Below are 16,680 nucleotides of genomic sequence, written 5' to 3' on the forward strand. Positions count from 1 at the left end.
ATCTAAGGGCCTATATACTTACATCTACACCGACCAAGACAGTTATGAACCGCTGGCGCAAATCCGTGATTGGATGGATGCAGAAGGCAAAAACCAACAGCAGACCAACTACTTCCATTGCGACCAAATCGGTATTCCGAGAGAAATGACCGATAAAAACGGTAAACTGCTTTGGTTCGGCGAATACGACGCTTGGGGCAAACTAGTTAAAGAAACCAACGTAACGGGAAGCGCGCACCAGCCGTTCAGGTTGCAGAACCAATATTGCGACAGCGAAATCAGCCTGAGACCTTTGCAAAACCCTCAAAAATCCTCTAAATTCCCACTCACATCAAACTCCGAGAATTTAGAGGATTTTGTTCATGAGCAGCTTTTTACACACCGACGCCCTCAACCACATCGAAAAACATCTCGACCGCTTCCCACTCATCAAACTCGACCGTATTCTTGACCGGACACCCATCGAACAATACCTCACCGGCCGCAAAACCCGCTACGTGCGCGACAACGGCGGCCGTCCCGCCTATCCCCTGTTATCCATGTTCAAAGCCGTCCTGCTCGGCCAATGGCACAGCCTCTCCGACCCTGAACTCGAATACAGCCTCATCACCCGCATCGATTTCCAACTCTTCTGCCGCTTCGACGACTTTTGCATTCCCGACCACAGCACCCTCTGCCGTTTCCGCAACTGGCTGGCGCAAGACAACACCTTGGCCGAACTACTGGATCTGATTAACCGCCAACTGACTGACAAGGGCTTAAAAGTAGAAAAAGCATCCGCCGCCATCGTTGACGCCACCATTATTCAGACGGCCGGCGGCAAACAGCGTCAGGCCATCGAAGTGGATGACGAAGGCGTTGTCTGTGGCGAAACCACCCCCGGCAAAGACCCGGATGCCAGGTGGATCAAAAAAGACGGCCGCTTCCATCTGGGCTACAAACAACACACCCGCACCGATGCGGACGGCTATATCGAGAAACTGCACATCACCCCGGCCAATGCTCATGAGTGCAAACACCTGCTGCAATTACTGGCGGACATCGCAGAAGGCAGCACCGTCTATGCGGATAAAGGCTACGACAGCCGGGAGAACCGACAACATTTGGCAGCGTGCGGCTTGAAAGACGGCATCATGCAAAAAGCACACCGTGGCTGCCCATTAAGCCAAGAGCAGAAAATCCGCAACAGCCGGCTGGCGAAAGTGCGCTATGTGGTGGAACAAAGCTTTGGTACGTTGCACCGCAAATTCCGCTATGGCCGGGCAGCCTATTTTGGGTTGGGCAAAGTGAGAGCGCAAAGCCACCTGAAGGCGATGTGTGTGAACCTGTTGAAGGCGGCCAACAGGATAGGTGTGCCTGTTGCTGCCTGAACAGGCAGGCAGTGCCTCATAATGAGGCACTTTAAGGGGAATTTAGGGGTAGCTTGTCTACTTTTTACGCAAAAAAAGCCGGAACATGATGAAGCATGTTCCGGCTGTTTGTTGGCGTGGGGTTTTGCAAAGGTCTCAGCTTTTTTAAGTTTAAACTAATACGTTCATGATTGTAGTAATGGATGTAATCATTGATCACCGTTGTCAGCTCGGCCACCGATAGCGTACCTTCTTCATGGAAGCTTTCCGTTTTCAATGTGCCGAAGAAACTTTCCATCGGCCATTGTCCCAGCAGTTGCCTTTGCGCGACATACTTTGCACAATCCCGTTCTCAGCCAATTTCGCCCGATAAGCACAGGTGCGATACAGTACGCCTTGGTCGGAATGCAGCAGCGGTGTTGCCCCTTTCAGACGGCCGAATGCGTTATCCAGCATTTGCGTTACCATGTCACCGTTTGCTCTGCGGCTTAAAGAATAAGCCACAATCTCGCGATTGAACACATCCAATATCGGCGATAAGTACAGTTTGCCGTCTGTGCATTTAAACTCGGTCACATCGGTCAACCACTTATCTCGCGATTTGACGGCACTGAATTCACGATTGAGAATGTTTGCCGCAGCCTCCCCTATGGCCTGCGGGCGGCAGGTTCTTTTGCTGCGGACTTTGGCTTTCAACCCCAATAAACCCATAATGCGCCTGGCTTTCTTTTTGTTCCACGACAATACGGCGGCAATCCGCCGTTGGCCGTAGCGGCCTTTGTATTGGCGGTATACTTCGCCCACTGCGGTTTTGGCCGCAGCATCGGGGTCGGGTTTGCCGATAGGGTAATGGAAACTGCTTTTGGGGATGCCGGCACTATGCAGCAGATATTTCAGCAGGTGTTTCGCCCTCAACTTTTGAACGGTTTCGCAGCTTTGGCGGCGTTCTCTTCCTTTTGGGGTGCAGTTCACCTTTTTCTATTGTGGAAAGTTGTATTTCAAATTTGAATCCGCTGGGCAATGATTCTTACCCAGATGAAACACCGCTCATAGGGTTGCTCAATTTTAGACTACAACTGTGGCTCAGTTTTGGAATGGAATTGACATCCAAAGACAGCAGGCTTTGAATTGTATAAGCCAAGTATCAGCAAATTGCTAAAGTAAGCCTTGGTAGCATCAATTATGTTTTACTCATGAACATTTTGCTAATTCGCAAAAGCAAATAGTTGGTCATAACGATGCTTATTTTTTCATAAGGTTGGTTACGGTTGGTAGAGTGTTGGTGTGCCATGAATACAGCTTTCTCTGGCAAAGATCTAATAACCAGACTAAGGTAAGAATGGTATTTGATTTACCAAGGCAACCATACCGAAGTGCCTGACATATTGATAGGTAAATAACTACACATGAGAAAAGCCGGTAATGTTCACCGGCTTTTTATTGGGTACACAATATGGTACATAAAATAAATATAACCTAAAATTATCTATTTTAATCATCAGGTTATAATAAAATTTGGCGGAGTAGGAGGGATTCGAACCCTCGATCCAGGTTTTAGCCCAGATGCACCCTTAGCAGGGGTGTGCCTTCAGCCTCTCAGCCACTACTCCACTCAGAGAAGTCGAAAATATAAAGGTTTCAAAAAATACTGTCAACAGTTTAATACCATATGTTTTTTAACTGATTGAAGTATCATCAAATAAAACCCACTACCTTTCAGTAGTGGGTTTGAATGATTCAAACAAACTGTTACATACGCTCAATCATGGCTTTGCCGAATGCGGAACATGATACTTCATTGGCACCTTCCATCAAGCGGGCAAAGTCGTAGGTTACTTGTTTGTCGCCGATGGCTTTTTCCATGGATTCGATAACCAAATCAGCCGCTTCTTTCCAACCGAGATGGCGCAACATCATTTCGGCGGAGAGAATCAGAGAGCCGGGGTTTACTTTGTCTTGGCCGGCGTATTTGGGCGCAGTACCGTGAGTGGCTTCAAATACAGCGTATTTGTCGGAAATGTTGGCACCCGGAGCGATACCGATACCGCCTACTTGGGCGGCCAGTGCGTCGGAAATGTAGTCGCCGTTCAGGTTCAGAGTAGCGATGACATCATATTCGGCGGGACGCAATACGATTTGCTGGAGGAACGCATCGGCAATCGCATCTTTTACGATGATTTCTTTGCCGGTTTTCGGGTTTTTGAATTTACACCACGGGCCGCCGTCAATCAGTTCTGCGCCGAATTCTTTTTGAGCCAGTTCGTAACCCCAATCACGGAAACCGCCTTCGGTAAACTTCATGATGTTGCCTTTATGAACCAGCGTTACGCTGTCGCGGTCGTTGTCGATCGCGTATTGGATGGCGGCGCGAACCAAACGGGTAGTACCTTCTTTTGAAACGGGCTTGATGCCGATGCCTGATGTTTCAGGGAAGCGGATTTTTTTCACGCCCATTTCGTTTTGCAGGAAGTTGATGATTTTTTTAGCATTGTCGCTTTCAGCTTCCCATTCGATACCGGCGTAGATGTCTTCGGTGTTTTCACGGAAAATCACCATGTCGGTTTTGCTGGGGTCTTTCAGCGGAGAGGGTACGCCGTTAAAGTAGCGCACGGGGCGTACGCATTGGTATAAGTCTAATTCTTGGCGCAAAGCTACGTTTAACGAACGGATGCCGCCGCCTACGGGAGTGGTCATCGGGCCTTTGATAGATACGGAGTATTCTTTCAGGGCTTCCAAGGTTTCTTCGGGCAGCCAAACGTTGTCGCCGTATACCCGGGTGGCTTTTTCACCGGCGTAAACTTCCATCCAATGGATTTTTTTCTCACCACCATAAGCTTTTTCAACGGCAGCATCAATCACAGCTTTCATAACCGGGGTAATGTCTACACCGATGCCGTCGCCTTCGATAAAGGGAATAATCGGATTGTTGGGAATGGCTTGGCCGGGAATGATTTTTTGGCCTTCTGCGGGTACTTTGATATGACTCATGGTGTCTCCTGTTCTGTGGATATTTTTTTCTTTGCGGTTGAAAGGAGGTTTACTTGATTTGCTTTTCGTAAACAGTTTCTAACGCATAATGCCTGCCGATTATGCTTGATTTTTAATGATTACGCTAGTGTTAAGGTAATACTGTCGGAAGGGTTTCTGCGAAAAAAGAATGAGGCCGTCTGAAAATGTGCCATTGCTGATTGTCAGAACAAACGTGAGTAAAAGCGTCAGCTTTAAAAACAAATAACCCGCTGATAAATCAGCGGGTTTTAACATCTGGCGGAGGCGGTGAGATTCGAACTCACGGAGGGCTATCAACCCTCGACGGTTTTCAAGACCGTTGCATTAAACCGCTCTGCCACACCTCCGGTTTATTGTGTTTCAAGATTGGCGGAAGCGGTGAGATTCGAACTCACGGAGGGCTATCAACCCTCGACGGTTTTCAAGACCGTTGCATTAAACCGCTCTGCCACGCTTCCGTTTCTTGAAAACGGGGATATTATCGGAAATCTGCCGCATTGCCAAGTGTTTTGCTTATATTGCAGATTAGTTTTTTGTTTTTATTTAATTTGTTCTTTGCGCAGGAAAACCCATTCTTTCTCGTTTGATGCGGCGGCATTGAACGTATAGCCTTCGTAATCGAAGTTTTTGAGCTGTTCCGGTTCGGTAAGGGCATGCTCGGCTGCGTAGCGCACCATCAGGCCGCGGGCGCGTTTGGCGTAGAAGCTGATGATTTTGTATTGGCCGTTTTTTTCGTCTTTAAACACGGGGGCAATGATATTGGCGTTTAAATTTTTTGTGTCGACGGCTTTGAAGTATTCCTGCGATGCGAGGTTGATCAAAGTGTCGCTGCCTTTTTCGGCAAGGGTTTGGTTGAGGTTGCCGGTGATTTTTCCGCCCCAAAATTCGTAAAGGTTTTTGCCGCGCGAATTGGCGAAAGGAGTGCCCATTTCCAAACGGTAGGGCTGCATCAGGTCGAGCGGGCGCAATACGCCGTATAAACCGGAAAGCAGGCGTACATGGTTTTGCAGGTAATCGACGGCGGTTTCGTTTAGTGATGCGGCATCCAAACCTTCGTATACGTCGCCGTTAAACATATAGACTGCTTGTTTGGCGTTTTCGGGGGTGAACGGGGTGTGCCATACGCTGTTGCGTTCGGCGTTGAGCAGGGCGATTTTGTCGGAAACGTGCATCAGTTCGGCAAGCTGCTGGGGGGCTAGCAGGCGCAGTTCGGCCATCAGTTTTTCTGCTTCTCCGAGCAGGGCGGGTTGTGTGTGCCGTTGGGTAGGTGAAGGGTCTTTTTCGTTGAGATTCTTGGCGGGTGAAAGTACGAACAGCATGGATGTGCCTTTGATAATAGGAAATATTTTCTACTTTAGTGTTTGCCTGCGGATTTGGCAAGGTGGGGGAGATTGGGATATTTTATGGCACTTATGCCGTATATCTTGTTTAGGCCGTCTGAAAAATAATTTTGCCGGAAACCATGTTTCCGGCTTTTTAACGGTTATGCTTCAACGTGAAAACAACAGTTGTTGTGCTTGGTTGCCGTTGCAGCGCAACAGGCGGACGGTGCTTCCTTTACCTGTATCCAAACATAAGCCGTTTAAACTGCTGCGGATGGTTTGGCCGTCGCGGTACCAATTTTGATTGGGTTGGCCGGTGCAGCGTACGGCGGTAAGCGCAGCGGTATTTTTGCGGGTTTGGCTTGAGCCTGCCTGCAAACACAGTCCGTTAACGCGTATATCGTTACCGGCAACGGCAAAGCGTTGGTTTTTTTCTTGAGTACAGGCCGCGGCGGTGAGTGTGTGTTTCGCGCCGTTGTGTTGAAGGCATTTGCCTTTTGCGGTTTTGATGCGGTAGTCGTAGGCTTCGAGACGTGCTTTGTTGGGATTTTTTTTGGCTACCGGTGTGTTGGCGCAACCGCTTAATAAAATGGCAGAAAGCATCAAAAGGGCTGACAGTTTCATGAAGTTTCCTTTTATTGATGTTGTGAGTACAGGGATTCAGACGGCCTTCATACCCAAACATTACAGAAATACCGCAAATAAACTTAACTTGCTGCGTGGTTTCTGTGCCTTAGCAAGTTAAGTTTATTTACTGTAAAAAAGTTTTCGGGCCGTCTGAAAGCATTTAATGGCGACAGCAACGGTATACCGGCTGCACAGGTTGTGCCTCTTGGTAGATAACGGTAGAACCGGGCGGCGCATGAATGGTGATGTTTTTATTAATGGTGGTGTGGTTTTGGGCAGGCAAATCGATTACGGCTGTTGTTCCGTAGGGGGTTTCTGTGTAAATGCAACCGCAGACTATAAACAGGTTTATCACAACAAATGCTTTACGCATATTGATTTCCTTCCAACGGTGTTTATTTCGGGCGAGTGGCTGCCAAATTAACCGAGATGGTTGTTACTTATGTTTGATTTCCCAACACTGGTGGATTTTTTTATTGCGGAAATCTTCCGGCACAGAATGCTTGGAAATGTTTTTAACGGCATAGCGTTCTTCAATGCTTTCGTCCAGTTCGAAGCTGCGCAGGTTGTTTGAAAAATACATCAAGCCGTTTGGAGCAAGCAGTTGCATGGCAGCGTTTATCAATTTGACGTGGTCACGCTGGATGTCGAGGATATCGAGCATTTTTTTGCTGTTGGAGAAACTGGGCGGATCCATCACGATTAAATCGAATTGTCTGCCTTCTTGACAGGCCGTCTGAAGATATTGGAAAACATCGGCACGCACGATTCGGTGTGCGGTTTCATCAATATGGTTCAGCTCAAAATTGCGGCGCGCCCAATCCAAATAAGTGTTGGAAAGATCAACGGTTTCGCTGCTTACCGCGCCGCCTGTGGCTGCATACACGGTAAAGCTGCCGGTGTAGGAAAACAGGTTGAGAAAGCGTTTGCCGCCCGCATGCCCGCCTACTTTTTTGCGGGTGTTTCGGTGGTCGAGAAAGAGGCCAGTGTCGAGATATTTGTCGAGATTAACCCAAAATTTTCTGCCGTTTTCATGCACGATAAAATCTTCGCCCTGCTTTCCGGTTTTTTCGTATTGCTGTATGCCCTTTTGACGTTCCCGGCGTTTGAAATGAATGTTGTCTGCACTGAAGCCGGTGGTAAACGAAACGGCTTCCAGCACTTCTGCCAACCATGCTTCGTATTCTTCGGGCTGCATCAGCCAGCCGGTATCGTATTCCTGAAGATGGATTTGGTCGCCGTAAATATCTATTGCAAAAGGAAATTGGGGGATATCGCGGTCATACATGCGCCATGCTTCGATATTGTTGCGGCGCGCCCATTTCAAATAGTGTTTGATGTTTTTACCCAAACGGTTGGCAAATGAAGTGATGTCGGTCATGGAAAATGCTTTCAGACGGCCTCTTATCGTTTAAGAGAAGATAAATAGTGGAAGTGAAAAGTGAACATTCATGCAAGCACCGGATACGGTGAATAAGCGGGTGAATGATGATTTTAAATGCGGGCTTTCGGGGGTTATTCTACCTTAAAGCGGCCTGTTTCACTTTTGAAAGAAATCAGTATCAGACCTTTGGTCTCAGCGTGTACAAGTCAAAACGGTGAGCCGTAATCGTTAATATGCATGTCAGGCTGTGCGTTGACTGAAAATTCCGCCGTTCCTTGCCAAACACAGGCCAACATATGTTTTTCCAATCTCAGCACCCTGCCCTGCCAACCGCCTTCTTGCTTGGCATGCAAATATCTTTGGCCGTCTGAAGCGAACGCATACCCTACTTTCTGCATGTCGGACGGGAAATTCAGGTTTTCCGCTTTGAGCAAAGATTCTTTTAGTGTCCACAGTTCGTAAAAATCTTCACGCTGCCAGCCTCTCTGCGCCAAATACTCCCGCTCTTGCGGAGAAGCCACCCACTCTGCCAATGCCGGAAAATCGCGAAGGCGCATGTATTCTATGTCCACTCCGGCACGCTCCACACCGTAGCCGGTTAAAACGGCAGCCGAGCCGTGGCTGTGAGAAAGAGACAACACGGGCAAAACGGCCTGTTGTTTCAAATAACGGCTCACCCGCCAATCGGCACGGCGCGTTAAAGAGGGCGTTTGAATCACGCGCTTTTTATCCTGTTCGTCCAAACCTTCTTCACGATACAGGCCGGCACAGCGTGGGGCGGCAAGCAAACAGATCAACTTCGGCTCTTCTATTAGCTTTATCATGATTTAAACCTGCCGGAGCAATAGGGTTATAGGCCGTCTGAAAAACAGTTTTCAGACGGCCTCTGCTTAAATCCGTTAAACGAACCCTTAAGCCGCCCAATGTTTCTTTTTAGACGTTTTGCCGATACCCGGGTTAAAACTGTTGGTCGGATCGAGCTTGCGGTAAAACTGTTTCAATGCGGGCTTGGCTTCATACAGATGGCCGACATTGTGCTCTGCCGGATATTGTGCGCCGCGTTGGTCGAGCAGCTCCAGCATTTGGTGTTCCAAGTCCATGCAGTCATTGCCTTTTTTCACGATATAGTCTTGGTGGAACACATGGCACATGAAATGGCCGTAGTAGAGTTTGTGGCTGATTTTACTGTCGATTTCAGACGGCAGCCGTTCAAACCAATCATCATCATTGCGTCGCAGGGCGATATCGAGGGCAACAATATCTTCCACTTCTTGATCGTGAACGGCACGGTAACGCACGGCGGCAGACGCTACTGCGAAACGGTGCAGCATTGCAGCTTGGGTTTCTTCGGGGCTGCATTCAAAATAAGCGCCCGATTTTTCAGCAAAATAAGTTTTCAAAAACGCCCGCGCTTCTTCAACACCCTCGCCGCCCATTTTCAAAATCAGATGATGCTCGAAACGGCTGCGGTAGTCGCGTAAAGACTGCGGCAAATGTTCGGGCAGATATTTGCTGATAAATTGCAACGCTTTATCGGAAAAATGCGCCGGTAACAGCTTGAACTTCTTGCCCAATCTATCCACTTTCGCTTTAAAACCGAACAACTTGGGCAGTTGGTGTGTGCCGAATTGTTTAATCACCCAAAACGTGTCTTTGCCGTATTCGGCAGCCATATCAAAAGCATCGCGGTGAATGTATTCGCCGGAAACGGGCAGATTTTTGAAACCGCCCAGCACGGCACGGCGGATGTCGGTGAGTTCGGCAGTATCGTTGGTGCCGATATAGAAAACGGCAGTATGTTTTTCCAAAGGAAAGGTGTCCAAACGCACGGCAAACACCATCAGCTTGCCCGCACAGCCCGATGCTTCGTAATGGCGCGCGGGGTCGGCGTTGAAACGGGCGGCGGTAGGTTCGTCCACTTGGCGCACATGATTGCAGTAGGCGTGATCGTGGCCTTTGCCGGCATCGCGGGTAATGTCTTTCTGCTGATAATGGTGGCCTTGCAGATTGGTGAGGATTTCTTCGGGGGTTTCGCCCAAATCAATGCCCAGATGGTTGATTAAATGCAGCTTTCCCTGTTCGTCTATTTGTGCGAACAACGCCATTTCGGTATAAGCAGGTCCGCGTTGTACCAGTGCGCCGCCCGAATTGTTGCACACGCCGCCCAGCACCGATGCGCCGATGCAAGACGAACCGATCACCGAATGCGGTTCACGGCCAAGCGGTTTGAGCAGTAATTCAAGCTGGTTGAGTGTTGCTCCGGGCAGGCACACGACTTGCTCGTTGTTGTTGATGGGGCGGATGATGTCCATGCGCATGGTGTTCACAATCACAATGTCGCGGTCGTAATCGTTGCCGTCGGGCGTAGAACCGCCGGTCAGCCCCGTATTGGCCGCCTGCGTCAGCACAATCACATCGGCTTCCACACAGGCTTGCAGAATTTTCCATTGTTCCAGCAGCGTGCCCGGCCGCACCACCGCCAACGCTTTGCCTTCGCCGAAACGGTAGCCTTGGCGGTAAGGTTCGGTTTTGGCGGGGTCGGTAATGATGTATTGCTGACCGACAATTTCAGTGAGCGTTTGTAATAACCGGGTTGCGTGCATGATGTTCTCTTATATTCAATGGTTATGGTAAAATACGGAGTGTGCGTTTTTTTCATAGATTGGTCAAATATGTATAACAAAACTTCTCCATAACAAAACCGCCCTTTAAATCGTTTCGACTCAAAGGGCGGCTGATAAACGGCAAAACCAATTACTTACAGTTTACGCCTTGAATTTTCGGGGTATCGCCGTTGCCTACTTTAAATACGCACTTGGTTGAAGAGCTGCCCGAAACGGTCAGATTACCGCCGGACAGATTAAGGTTAACCGGCTCTTTCACGCCCATGCTCACGGCAGTAGAAGCAAGCTTTTGTACGTTATCTTGTGTGTAAGATGTGTTATTGGATGCTACTTTGATTTCTTTGGCTGCATAAACATTTGCAGTCGCCAACAAAGCAGCGGCAGCATACAGGGCAAAGAATTTGGTTTTTTTCATGGATGTGTTTCCTTAATAATGGTGCAATACATGCACCGGTGTATGTAGAATAGGGGCAAATGCTTTCTACTGCAAGTTATGGGATTTTTTTTACCGAATAATGTTGTAAACCGATACATTTTCTTCACATTTTTAGCAGCTTAAAGCAACAAACTATTGTTTTTACATTATTCGTTCCATCAAAACATTTCAGACGGCCTCATCCATGCTTCGAGGCCGTCTGAATCATTCTTCACATAAACCTGCTATGTTCATACTTTATTAATTAAAAGGTATATCCGGTTTCCAATTCATCATCGCCTACCAGCTCCACCAATAAAGCATACAGCGGCGCCAAATCATGATAACGGCGGGTGGCGCGGCGCAGGTAATTTAAGAAACGCGGGATTTCGGGGCGGTATTTGTCTTTGCCGTCGCGATAATAAAGCCGTGCGAAGATGCCAGCCACTTTCAGATGGCGTTGAACGCCCATCCATTCGAACCAGCGATAAAATTCGTCGAAATTTTCAGGCACGGGCAAACCGGCCGCGCGCGCTTTTTCCCAATAGCGGATCACCAAATCCAACACAAACTCTTCTTCCCATTCGATAAACGCATCGCGCAGCAGCGATACCAAATCGTAAGAAATCGGGCCGTATAAAGCGTCTTGGAAATCCAGCACGCCGGGGCGGTCTTTTTGCAGCATCAGGTTACGGACGATGAAATCGCGATGCACATACACTTGCGGTTGCGCCAGCAATGGCGGCAGCAAAACGTCCACAGTTTGCTGCCAAAGCTGCTTTTGCTTGAAGTTCAAAGGTTTGCCCAGTTCTTTGGCCACAAACCATTCGGGGAACAGGTTAATTTCGCGCAACATCACTTCGCGGTTATATTCGGGCAATACGCCGGCTTGACTGTTTTTCTGCAAAACAATCAGTTCGTCAATGGCTTCCAGCAGCAAGGCTTTATGGGCGATTTCGCTGGGTTCGTGCTGCATGGCGGTGAGAAACGTGGTATTGCCCAAATCGTTCAACACCATAAAGCCTTTTGCTTCGTCAACATGCCGAACTTGCGGCACGTTAACCATATCAAACAGCTTTTGTACTTTCAAATAAGGCGCCACGCTCATCTTGTCGGGCGGTGCGTCCATACACACAACGGTTTGGCCGTCTGAAAATACGGCACGGAAATAACGGCGGAAATCGGCATCGGCGGCGGCAAATTCCAGATTGAACGCCTGCTGCGGGTAAAGTGCTTCAAGCCAGTTTTTCAGTTCAGATTGTCGTTGCATAGTCGTTTTGTGTTTTTTCAGGTTACAATAGCCGCTATTCTAACTGGCAAAACCGATTTAAGGTGAGACTTTGGTTCGTTTATTTTCATTAAAACCGCTGGCTCTGGCACTGAGTGTCGGCTTCGGAGCAACTGCCGCCGCACAAGCCGCAGACGACTTGTCTCTGGGCAGCACCTGCCTGAACTGCTCGCCGGAAAAATTGCAGAAACACGCTCCTTCACATGCCGATCCTGCGATCAAGCGCAGCGGAGAAGCCCCCTTACCTACCGACTACACCCGCATTACCGCCGATAAAGTTGAAGGCAAAACCAATATAAAGGTTCGGGCCGAAGGCGATGTGATCATCGAACGTAACGATCAGGTGCTCAATGCGCAGTGGGTGGATTACGACCAAACCAATGAAACCGTTACCGCCGGCGACCGTTTTGTGCTGTATCAAAACGGCTCCACCGTCAGCGGCAGCAATCTGCAATACAACCTTTCAGACGGCACCGGCGTTTCCCGTAATGCCCGACTGGAAGCGGAACACGACGGCCGCCGTCTGCAAAGCGTCAGCGAACAGGCGGAAATACAGGGCAACGGCCGCTACAAACTCACCAATACGCGTTTCAACACATGCTCCCCCGGCGATGCCAGCTGGTTTATTAAGGCGCAGAGTATCGAAGCCGACCAAAGCAGCGGTATCGGCGTAGCCAAAAATGCTTCTTTGGTATTCGGCGGCGTGCCCATACTGTACACACCTTGGGTGGATTTCCCGCTCAACGGCAACCGCAAAAGCGGCCTGCTCGTGCCCAACCTGAGCATAGGTTCAGACGGCCTCGAGTTGGATCTCCCCTACTATATGAATCTCGCCCCCAACTACGATGCCACCATTGCACCCGGCTTTATCGCCCGACGCGGCGCACGTTTGGGCGGGCAATTCCGCTACCTGAACGAGCGTTTTGCCGGCACCGCCGAAGGCACTTGGATGCCGGACGACAAAAAAAGCGTGCACAACAACCGCTATCAGGTCAAACTCGACCACCGTCACCGCTTCAACGATCAACTGCGCGGCGGCGTGGAATACCATCAGGTTTCCGACAACGACTACTACCGCGACTTCTACGGCCGCGAAGACATTGCCCGCAATGTCAACCTCAACCGCCAAATCTGGCTGAACTACGACCGCGAATTGTGGGGAGGCCGTCTGAACAGCTATTTGGGCGCACAGAAATACCAAACCCTTGCCAATTCAGACGGCTATAAAGACGAGCCGTACAGCATCATGCCGCGCCTCTCAACCCATTGGGAGCACAATACCGGCAACGCACAAATCAACGTATTCGGCCAGTTTACCCGTTTCGACCACGACACCAAACAATCGGGCAACCGCGTGGTACTCTACCCCGCTGTAAAATGGGACTTCCATAATTCATGGGGTTACATACGCCCCAAAATCGGCGTGCACAGCACTTATTACGATCTCGACAGCGCAGGCGGCCGTTCCGCACGCACCGTTTCACGCACCCTGCCCATTATCAATATCGACAGCGGCATGACCATGGAGCGCAACATTTCCCTCTGGAGCGACCGTTACCTGCAAACCCTGGAACCGCGCCTGTTTTACAACTACATCCCGTCCAAATCGCAAAACGACCTGCCCAACTTCGACACTTCCGAAAACAGCTTCACCTACGCACAGCTGTTCCGTGAAAACCTTTACTCGGGCAACGACCGCATCAATTCGGCCAACAGCATCTCAGCCGCCGTACAAAGCCGCCTGCTCAACCCCGACAACGGTGCCGAGCTTTTCCGCGCGGGTATCGGGCAAAAATTTTATCTGAAAAACGATAACGTGCAGCCCGACGGCAGCATCGGCCGCTACACCCGCAACCGCTCCGACATCGTCGCCTTTGCCAACGGCAACGTAAGCGACAGCGTGCGCATAGATTTGGATGTGCACTACAACCAAAACGAAAAGCGTGCCGAAAGCTATTCCGCCGGCATCCGCTATAATCCGGCACCCGGAAAAACATTAAGTGCCCGCTACAAATACGGGCGCAACGAAAAAATTTACCTGCAAAGCAACGGCGAATACCACTACGACAAACTCAACCAGATAGATTTGGCCGCACAATGGCCGGTTTCCCCCAATCTATACGCCATTGCCCGCTACAACTACGAAATCAAAGCCAAAAAACCGCTTGAAATGCTGGCGGGATTAGAATACAAAAGCGGCTGCGGCTGCTGGAGCGCCAGCATAGTCGGCCAACGCTATGTGACCGGCCTTCACAGCAAGAAAAATGCCGTCTTCTTCAATCTTCAACTGAAAGATTTAAGCAACATCGGCAGCAACCCATTCGAGAAACTCCGCTTGGCCATCCCCGGCTACAGCAAAACCAACGAGGTAGTCAAACCATGAATTTCAAAACCCTGATACTCGCTGCCGCCACCGGCCTGACCCTGCACACCGCCCAAGCAGCCGAAATCAGACAGGTTGACGGTATCGCCGCCGTTGCCGGCAACGAAGTCATTACCCACCGCGACGTGCGCCAAGGCATGGCCGAAGCCCGCAGCTTTCTCGGTAAAAACAATATTTCCGAAAACGAACTGCGCACACAGGTTTTGCAACAACTGATCAATCAATCGCTGATAGTGCAGGCAGGCAAACGCCGTAACATTACCGCAAGCGAAGCCGAAATCGACAACGCACTGGCCGACATCGCCCAATCGCGCAAAACCACCGTTGAAGGCCTGTATGCCCAAAACGCCAAAATCGGCGTGAGCAAAGCCGCCATGCGCCGCAGCATTGCCGACAGCATCATCACCCAAAAAGTACAGCAGCAAGCCGTGATGCAGCACACCCGCGTGAGCGATGCCGAAATAGACGCCTTTCTCCAACGTGCCGCCCAGCAAGGCGTTAACCTGCCCGAAGGCCAGCCGCTGCGCCAATACCGCGCCCAACACATCCTGATTAAAGCCGATAGCGAAAATGCCGTTAAAGCTGCGGAAAGCAGCATCCGCAATATCCACAAACAAGCCCGCAGCGGCATAGATTTTTCCAGCTTGGCCCGCCAATATTCGCAAGACGGCAGCGCAAACAACGGCGGAGATTTGGGCTGGTTTTCAGACGGCCAAATGGTGCCTGAATTTGAAAACGCCGTACACGGTTTAACGCCCGGCCAAATCAGCCGCCCCGTCCGCACCCAGTTCGGCTGGCACATCATCAAACTCACCGATGTGCGGGATGCCGGCACGGCCGAAGAACGCCAACGCGAAGCGGTGCGCCAATACCTTTCCGGCCAAAAAGCGGAACAGGCAACGGCCAATCTTTTGAAAGACCTGCATCAAGGCTCGTATGTAGAAATCCGCTAAGCGGCCCGTCACACAAAGCCTCATATCGAAATACCCGACAGCTGCGACAGCTATCGGGTATTTTTATCTGCCGCCCAACCCGACCGGCCAGCATCAAAACCGCAGCCGAAATCCTTTTATTAACATCAAAACAAAATGTAGCCGCATGTAATTTAACCTTGACTACATCACACTACAACACGGTATAATTCTGCCTGTACGCAAGCCGCCGTTTCAGACGGCCTGTTTCTCCACATACCACTCAAACCACAAAGGAAACCAACATGGGCATTAAGATTGCCATTAACGGTTATGGCCGTATCGGACGTCAGGTATTACGCGCAATCTACGATTACAAATTGGACAAACAACTCGAAGTCGTGGCGGTAAACGCCAGCGGCAGTCTCGAAACCAATGCCCATCTAACCAAATTCGATACCGTACACGGCCGTTTCGATGCCGATGTTTCTCACGATGAAAACCACCTGATTATCAACGGCAAAAAAATCCCCTTCTTCTCCACCCGCAATCCCGCCGAGCTTCCGTGGGAGCTTTTGGGCGTTGACTTGGTGATGGAATGTACCGGCGCATTCACCAGCAAAGCCGCAGCCAAAGTACATTTGGAATCAGGCGCGAAAAAAGTGCTGATTTCCGCACCCGGCGGCGACGATGTAGATGCCACCATCGTGTACGGCGTTAACCACGATGTGCTGACCCCCGAAATGACCGTCGTATCCAACGCATCGTGCACCACCAACTGCTTGGCACCCGTTGCCAAAGCCCTGCACGAAGGCATCGGCATCAACAAAGGTTTGATGACCACCATCCACGCCCTCACCAACGACCAAACCGTTACCGACGTGCGCCATAAAGACTTGCGCCGTGCCCGCAGCGGTGTGGAAAACATGATTCCGACCAAAACCGGTGCCGCCAAAGCCGTGGGCTTGGTATTGCCCGAGCTCAAAGGCCGCTTGGACGGCTTGGCCATCCGCGTGCCGACCGTAAACGTTTCATTGGTTGACTTAAGCTTTGAAGCTGCCCGCGACACCACCGTAGAAGAAATCAACAGCATCCTGAAAGCCGCATCCGAAAACGAAATGAAAGGCGTATTGGGCTACAACACCCTGCCTTTGGTTTCTATGGATTTCAACCACACCACCCAAGCCAGCAACTTCGACAGCACGCTGACCAAAGTAACCGCCGGCAATATGGTAAAAGTATTCTCTTGGTACGATAACGAATGGGGCTTCAGCTGCCAAATGCTCAACACCGCCCGTGCCATGTTCGGTTTGGAAGTAACGCCGTTCAAATAATCTAAAACCCGGCTGTATGACGAGGCCGTCTGAA

Annotated in this window: 15 protein-coding genes, 3 tRNA genes and 1 pseudogene; 5 read left to right on the forward strand and 14 right to left on the reverse strand. The window is 50.1% G+C overall.

The features are described 5' to 3' along the window. Nucleotides 1-4: 4 nt before the first annotated feature. Nucleotides 5-286 (forward strand): annotated as a pseudogene (locus LVJ88_RS12650) (RHS domain-containing protein); the annotation flags it as partial. A 76-nt stretch (nucleotides 287-362) separates the two neighbouring features. Beyond that, nucleotides 363-1,370 carry an IS5 family transposase gene (locus tag LVJ88_RS07750; protein WP_244694136.1) on the forward strand — a complete coding sequence of 336 codons (1,008 nt, stop codon included), beginning with the start codon at nucleotides 363-365 and terminating at the stop codon, nucleotides 1,368-1,370. A 64-nt stretch (nucleotides 1,371-1,434) separates the two neighbouring features. Here LVJ88_RS07750 and LVJ88_RS07755 read toward each other — a convergent pair whose 3' ends face one another. The 14 genes from LVJ88_RS07755 to amgK form a co-directional block, all read right to left on the reverse strand. Beyond that, nucleotides 1,435-1,647: an IS3 family transposase gene (locus tag LVJ88_RS07755; RefSeq protein WP_085417624.1), complete on the reverse strand. Its 213-nt coding sequence runs from the start codon at nucleotides 1,645-1,647 to the stop codon at nucleotides 1,435-1,437. Beyond that, on the reverse strand, nucleotides 1,623-2,321 hold the full coding sequence (locus LVJ88_RS07760; protein WP_244694137.1) for an IS3 family transposase: 699 nt from the start codon (nucleotides 2,319-2,321) through the stop codon (nucleotides 1,623-1,625). Before LVJ88_RS07760 ends, LVJ88_RS07755 begins: the two co-directional genes overlap by 25 nt. Nucleotides 2,322-2,865: 544 nt before the next feature. After that, nucleotides 2,866-2,959 (reverse strand) — tRNA-Ser (locus LVJ88_RS07765). Between the two features lie 139 nt (nucleotides 2,960-3,098). Then, nucleotides 3,099-4,337 (reverse strand): NADP-dependent isocitrate dehydrogenase, encoded by a 1,239-nt coding sequence (gene icd, locus LVJ88_RS07770; protein WP_054598746.1) that lies wholly within the window; start codon nucleotides 4,335-4,337, stop codon nucleotides 3,099-3,101. Nucleotides 4,338-4,614: 277 nt separating this feature from the next. Beyond that, nucleotides 4,615-4,705, reverse strand: a tRNA-Ser gene (locus LVJ88_RS07775). Nucleotides 4,706-4,725: 20 nt separating this feature from the next. Next, nucleotides 4,726-4,816: transfer RNA gene (locus LVJ88_RS07780), tRNA-Ser, on the reverse strand. 81 nt (nucleotides 4,817-4,897) lie between these two features. Further along, nucleotides 4,898-5,677, reverse strand: a complete 780-nt coding sequence (gene yaaA, locus LVJ88_RS07785) for a peroxide stress protein YaaA (RefSeq protein WP_085417626.1) — start codon at nucleotides 5,675-5,677, stop codon at nucleotides 4,898-4,900. A gap of 171 nt (nucleotides 5,678-5,848) precedes the next feature. Further along, entirely contained in the window at nucleotides 5,849-6,304 is a 456-nt protein-coding gene (locus LVJ88_RS07790; protein WP_085355795.1) for a ricin-type beta-trefoil lectin domain protein, read from the reverse strand. A 163-nt stretch (nucleotides 6,305-6,467) separates the two neighbouring features. After that, nucleotides 6,468-6,680, reverse strand: a complete 213-nt coding sequence (locus LVJ88_RS07795; RefSeq protein WP_054598743.1) for a hypothetical protein — start codon at nucleotides 6,678-6,680, stop codon at nucleotides 6,468-6,470. A 63-nt stretch (nucleotides 6,681-6,743) separates the two neighbouring features. Next, entirely contained in the window at nucleotides 6,744-7,688 is a 945-nt protein-coding gene (locus tag LVJ88_RS07800) for a class I SAM-dependent methyltransferase (RefSeq protein ID WP_054598742.1), read from the reverse strand. 209 nt (nucleotides 7,689-7,897) lie between these two features. After that, complete coding sequence (locus LVJ88_RS07805; protein ID WP_085417627.1) at nucleotides 7,898-8,515, reverse strand: 4'-phosphopantetheinyl transferase family protein; 618 nt, start codon at nucleotides 8,513-8,515, stop codon at nucleotides 7,898-7,900. Between the two features lie 87 nt (nucleotides 8,516-8,602). Beyond that, nucleotides 8,603-10,294, reverse strand: a complete 1,692-nt coding sequence (dld, locus tag LVJ88_RS07810) for a D-lactate dehydrogenase (protein WP_085417628.1) — start codon at nucleotides 10,292-10,294, stop codon at nucleotides 8,603-8,605. 151 nt (nucleotides 10,295-10,445) lie between these two features. Further along, complete coding sequence (locus LVJ88_RS07815; protein WP_085358135.1) at nucleotides 10,446-10,730, reverse strand: hypothetical protein; 285 nt, start codon at nucleotides 10,728-10,730, stop codon at nucleotides 10,446-10,448. A 265-nt stretch (nucleotides 10,731-10,995) separates the two neighbouring features. Then, nucleotides 10,996-12,000, reverse strand: coding sequence for an N-acetylmuramate/N-acetylglucosamine kinase AmgK (gene amgK, locus LVJ88_RS07820; protein WP_085358134.1), 1,005 nt, complete (start codon nucleotides 11,998-12,000; stop codon nucleotides 10,996-10,998). Between the two features lie 70 nt (nucleotides 12,001-12,070). Here amgK and LVJ88_RS07825 point away from each other — a divergent pair, with 70 nt between their 5' ends. The 3 genes from LVJ88_RS07825 (at nucleotide 12,071) to gap (ending at nucleotide 16,646) form a co-directional block, all read left to right on the forward strand. Beyond that, on the forward strand, nucleotides 12,071-14,401 hold the full coding sequence (locus LVJ88_RS07825; protein WP_085417629.1) for an LPS-assembly protein LptD: 2,331 nt from the start codon (nucleotides 12,071-12,073) through the stop codon (nucleotides 14,399-14,401). Next, nucleotides 14,398-15,354, forward strand: coding sequence for a peptidylprolyl isomerase (locus tag LVJ88_RS07830; RefSeq protein ID WP_085417630.1), 957 nt, complete (start codon nucleotides 14,398-14,400; stop codon nucleotides 15,352-15,354). Before LVJ88_RS07825 ends, LVJ88_RS07830 begins: the two co-directional genes overlap by 4 nt. A 263-nt stretch (nucleotides 15,355-15,617) precedes the next feature. Further along, on the forward strand, nucleotides 15,618-16,646 hold the full coding sequence (gap, locus tag LVJ88_RS07835) for a type I glyceraldehyde-3-phosphate dehydrogenase (protein WP_085417631.1): 1,029 nt from the start codon (nucleotides 15,618-15,620) through the stop codon (nucleotides 16,644-16,646). The last annotated feature ends 34 nt before the right edge of the window (nucleotides 16,647-16,680 follow it).

This window comes from Neisseria dumasiana, assembly GCF_022870885.1.
GTDB lineage: Bacteria > Pseudomonadota > Gammaproteobacteria > Burkholderiales > Neisseriaceae > Neisseria > Neisseria dumasiana.

Bases quoted from the DNA above. Each gene is read 5' to 3' on its own strand.
- LVJ88_RS07750 (WP_244694136.1), top strand. From the start codon at position 363: ATGAGCAGCTTTTTACACACCGACGCCCTCAACCACATCGAAAAACAT.
- LVJ88_RS07755 (WP_085417624.1), bottom strand. From the start codon at position 1,647: ATGGAAAGTTTCTTCGGCACATTGAAAACGGAAAGCTTCCATGAAGAA.
- icd (WP_054598746.1), bottom strand. From the start codon at position 4,337: ATGAGTCATATCAAAGTACCCGCAGAAGGCCAAAAAATCATTCCCGGC.
- yaaA (WP_085417626.1), bottom strand. From the start codon at position 5,677: ATGCTGTTCGTACTTTCACCCGCCAAGAATCTCAACGAAAAAGACCCT.
- LVJ88_RS07790 (WP_085355795.1), bottom strand. From the start codon at position 6,304: ATGAAACTGTCAGCCCTTTTGATGCTTTCTGCCATTTTATTAAGCGGT.
- LVJ88_RS07795 (WP_054598743.1), bottom strand. From the start codon at position 6,680: ATGCGTAAAGCATTTGTTGTGATAAACCTGTTTATAGTCTGCGGTTGC.
- LVJ88_RS07800 (WP_054598742.1), bottom strand. From the start codon at position 7,688: ATGACCGACATCACTTCATTTGCCAACCGTTTGGGTAAAAACATCAAA.
- LVJ88_RS07805 (WP_085417627.1), bottom strand. From the start codon at position 8,515: ATGATAAAGCTAATAGAAGAGCCGAAGTTGATCTGTTTGCTTGCCGCC.
- dld (WP_085417628.1), bottom strand. From the start codon at position 10,294: ATGCACGCAACCCGGTTATTACAAACGCTCACTGAAATTGTCGGTCAG.
- LVJ88_RS07815 (WP_085358135.1), bottom strand. From the start codon at position 10,730: ATGAAAAAAACCAAATTCTTTGCCCTGTATGCTGCCGCTGCTTTGTTG.
- amgK (WP_085358134.1), bottom strand. From the start codon at position 12,000: ATGCAACGACAATCTGAACTGAAAAACTGGCTTGAAGCACTTTACCCG.
- LVJ88_RS07830 (WP_085417630.1), top strand. From the start codon at position 14,398: ATGAATTTCAAAACCCTGATACTCGCTGCCGCCACCGGCCTGACCCTG.
- gap (WP_085417631.1), top strand. From the start codon at position 15,618: ATGGGCATTAAGATTGCCATTAACGGTTATGGCCGTATCGGACGTCAG.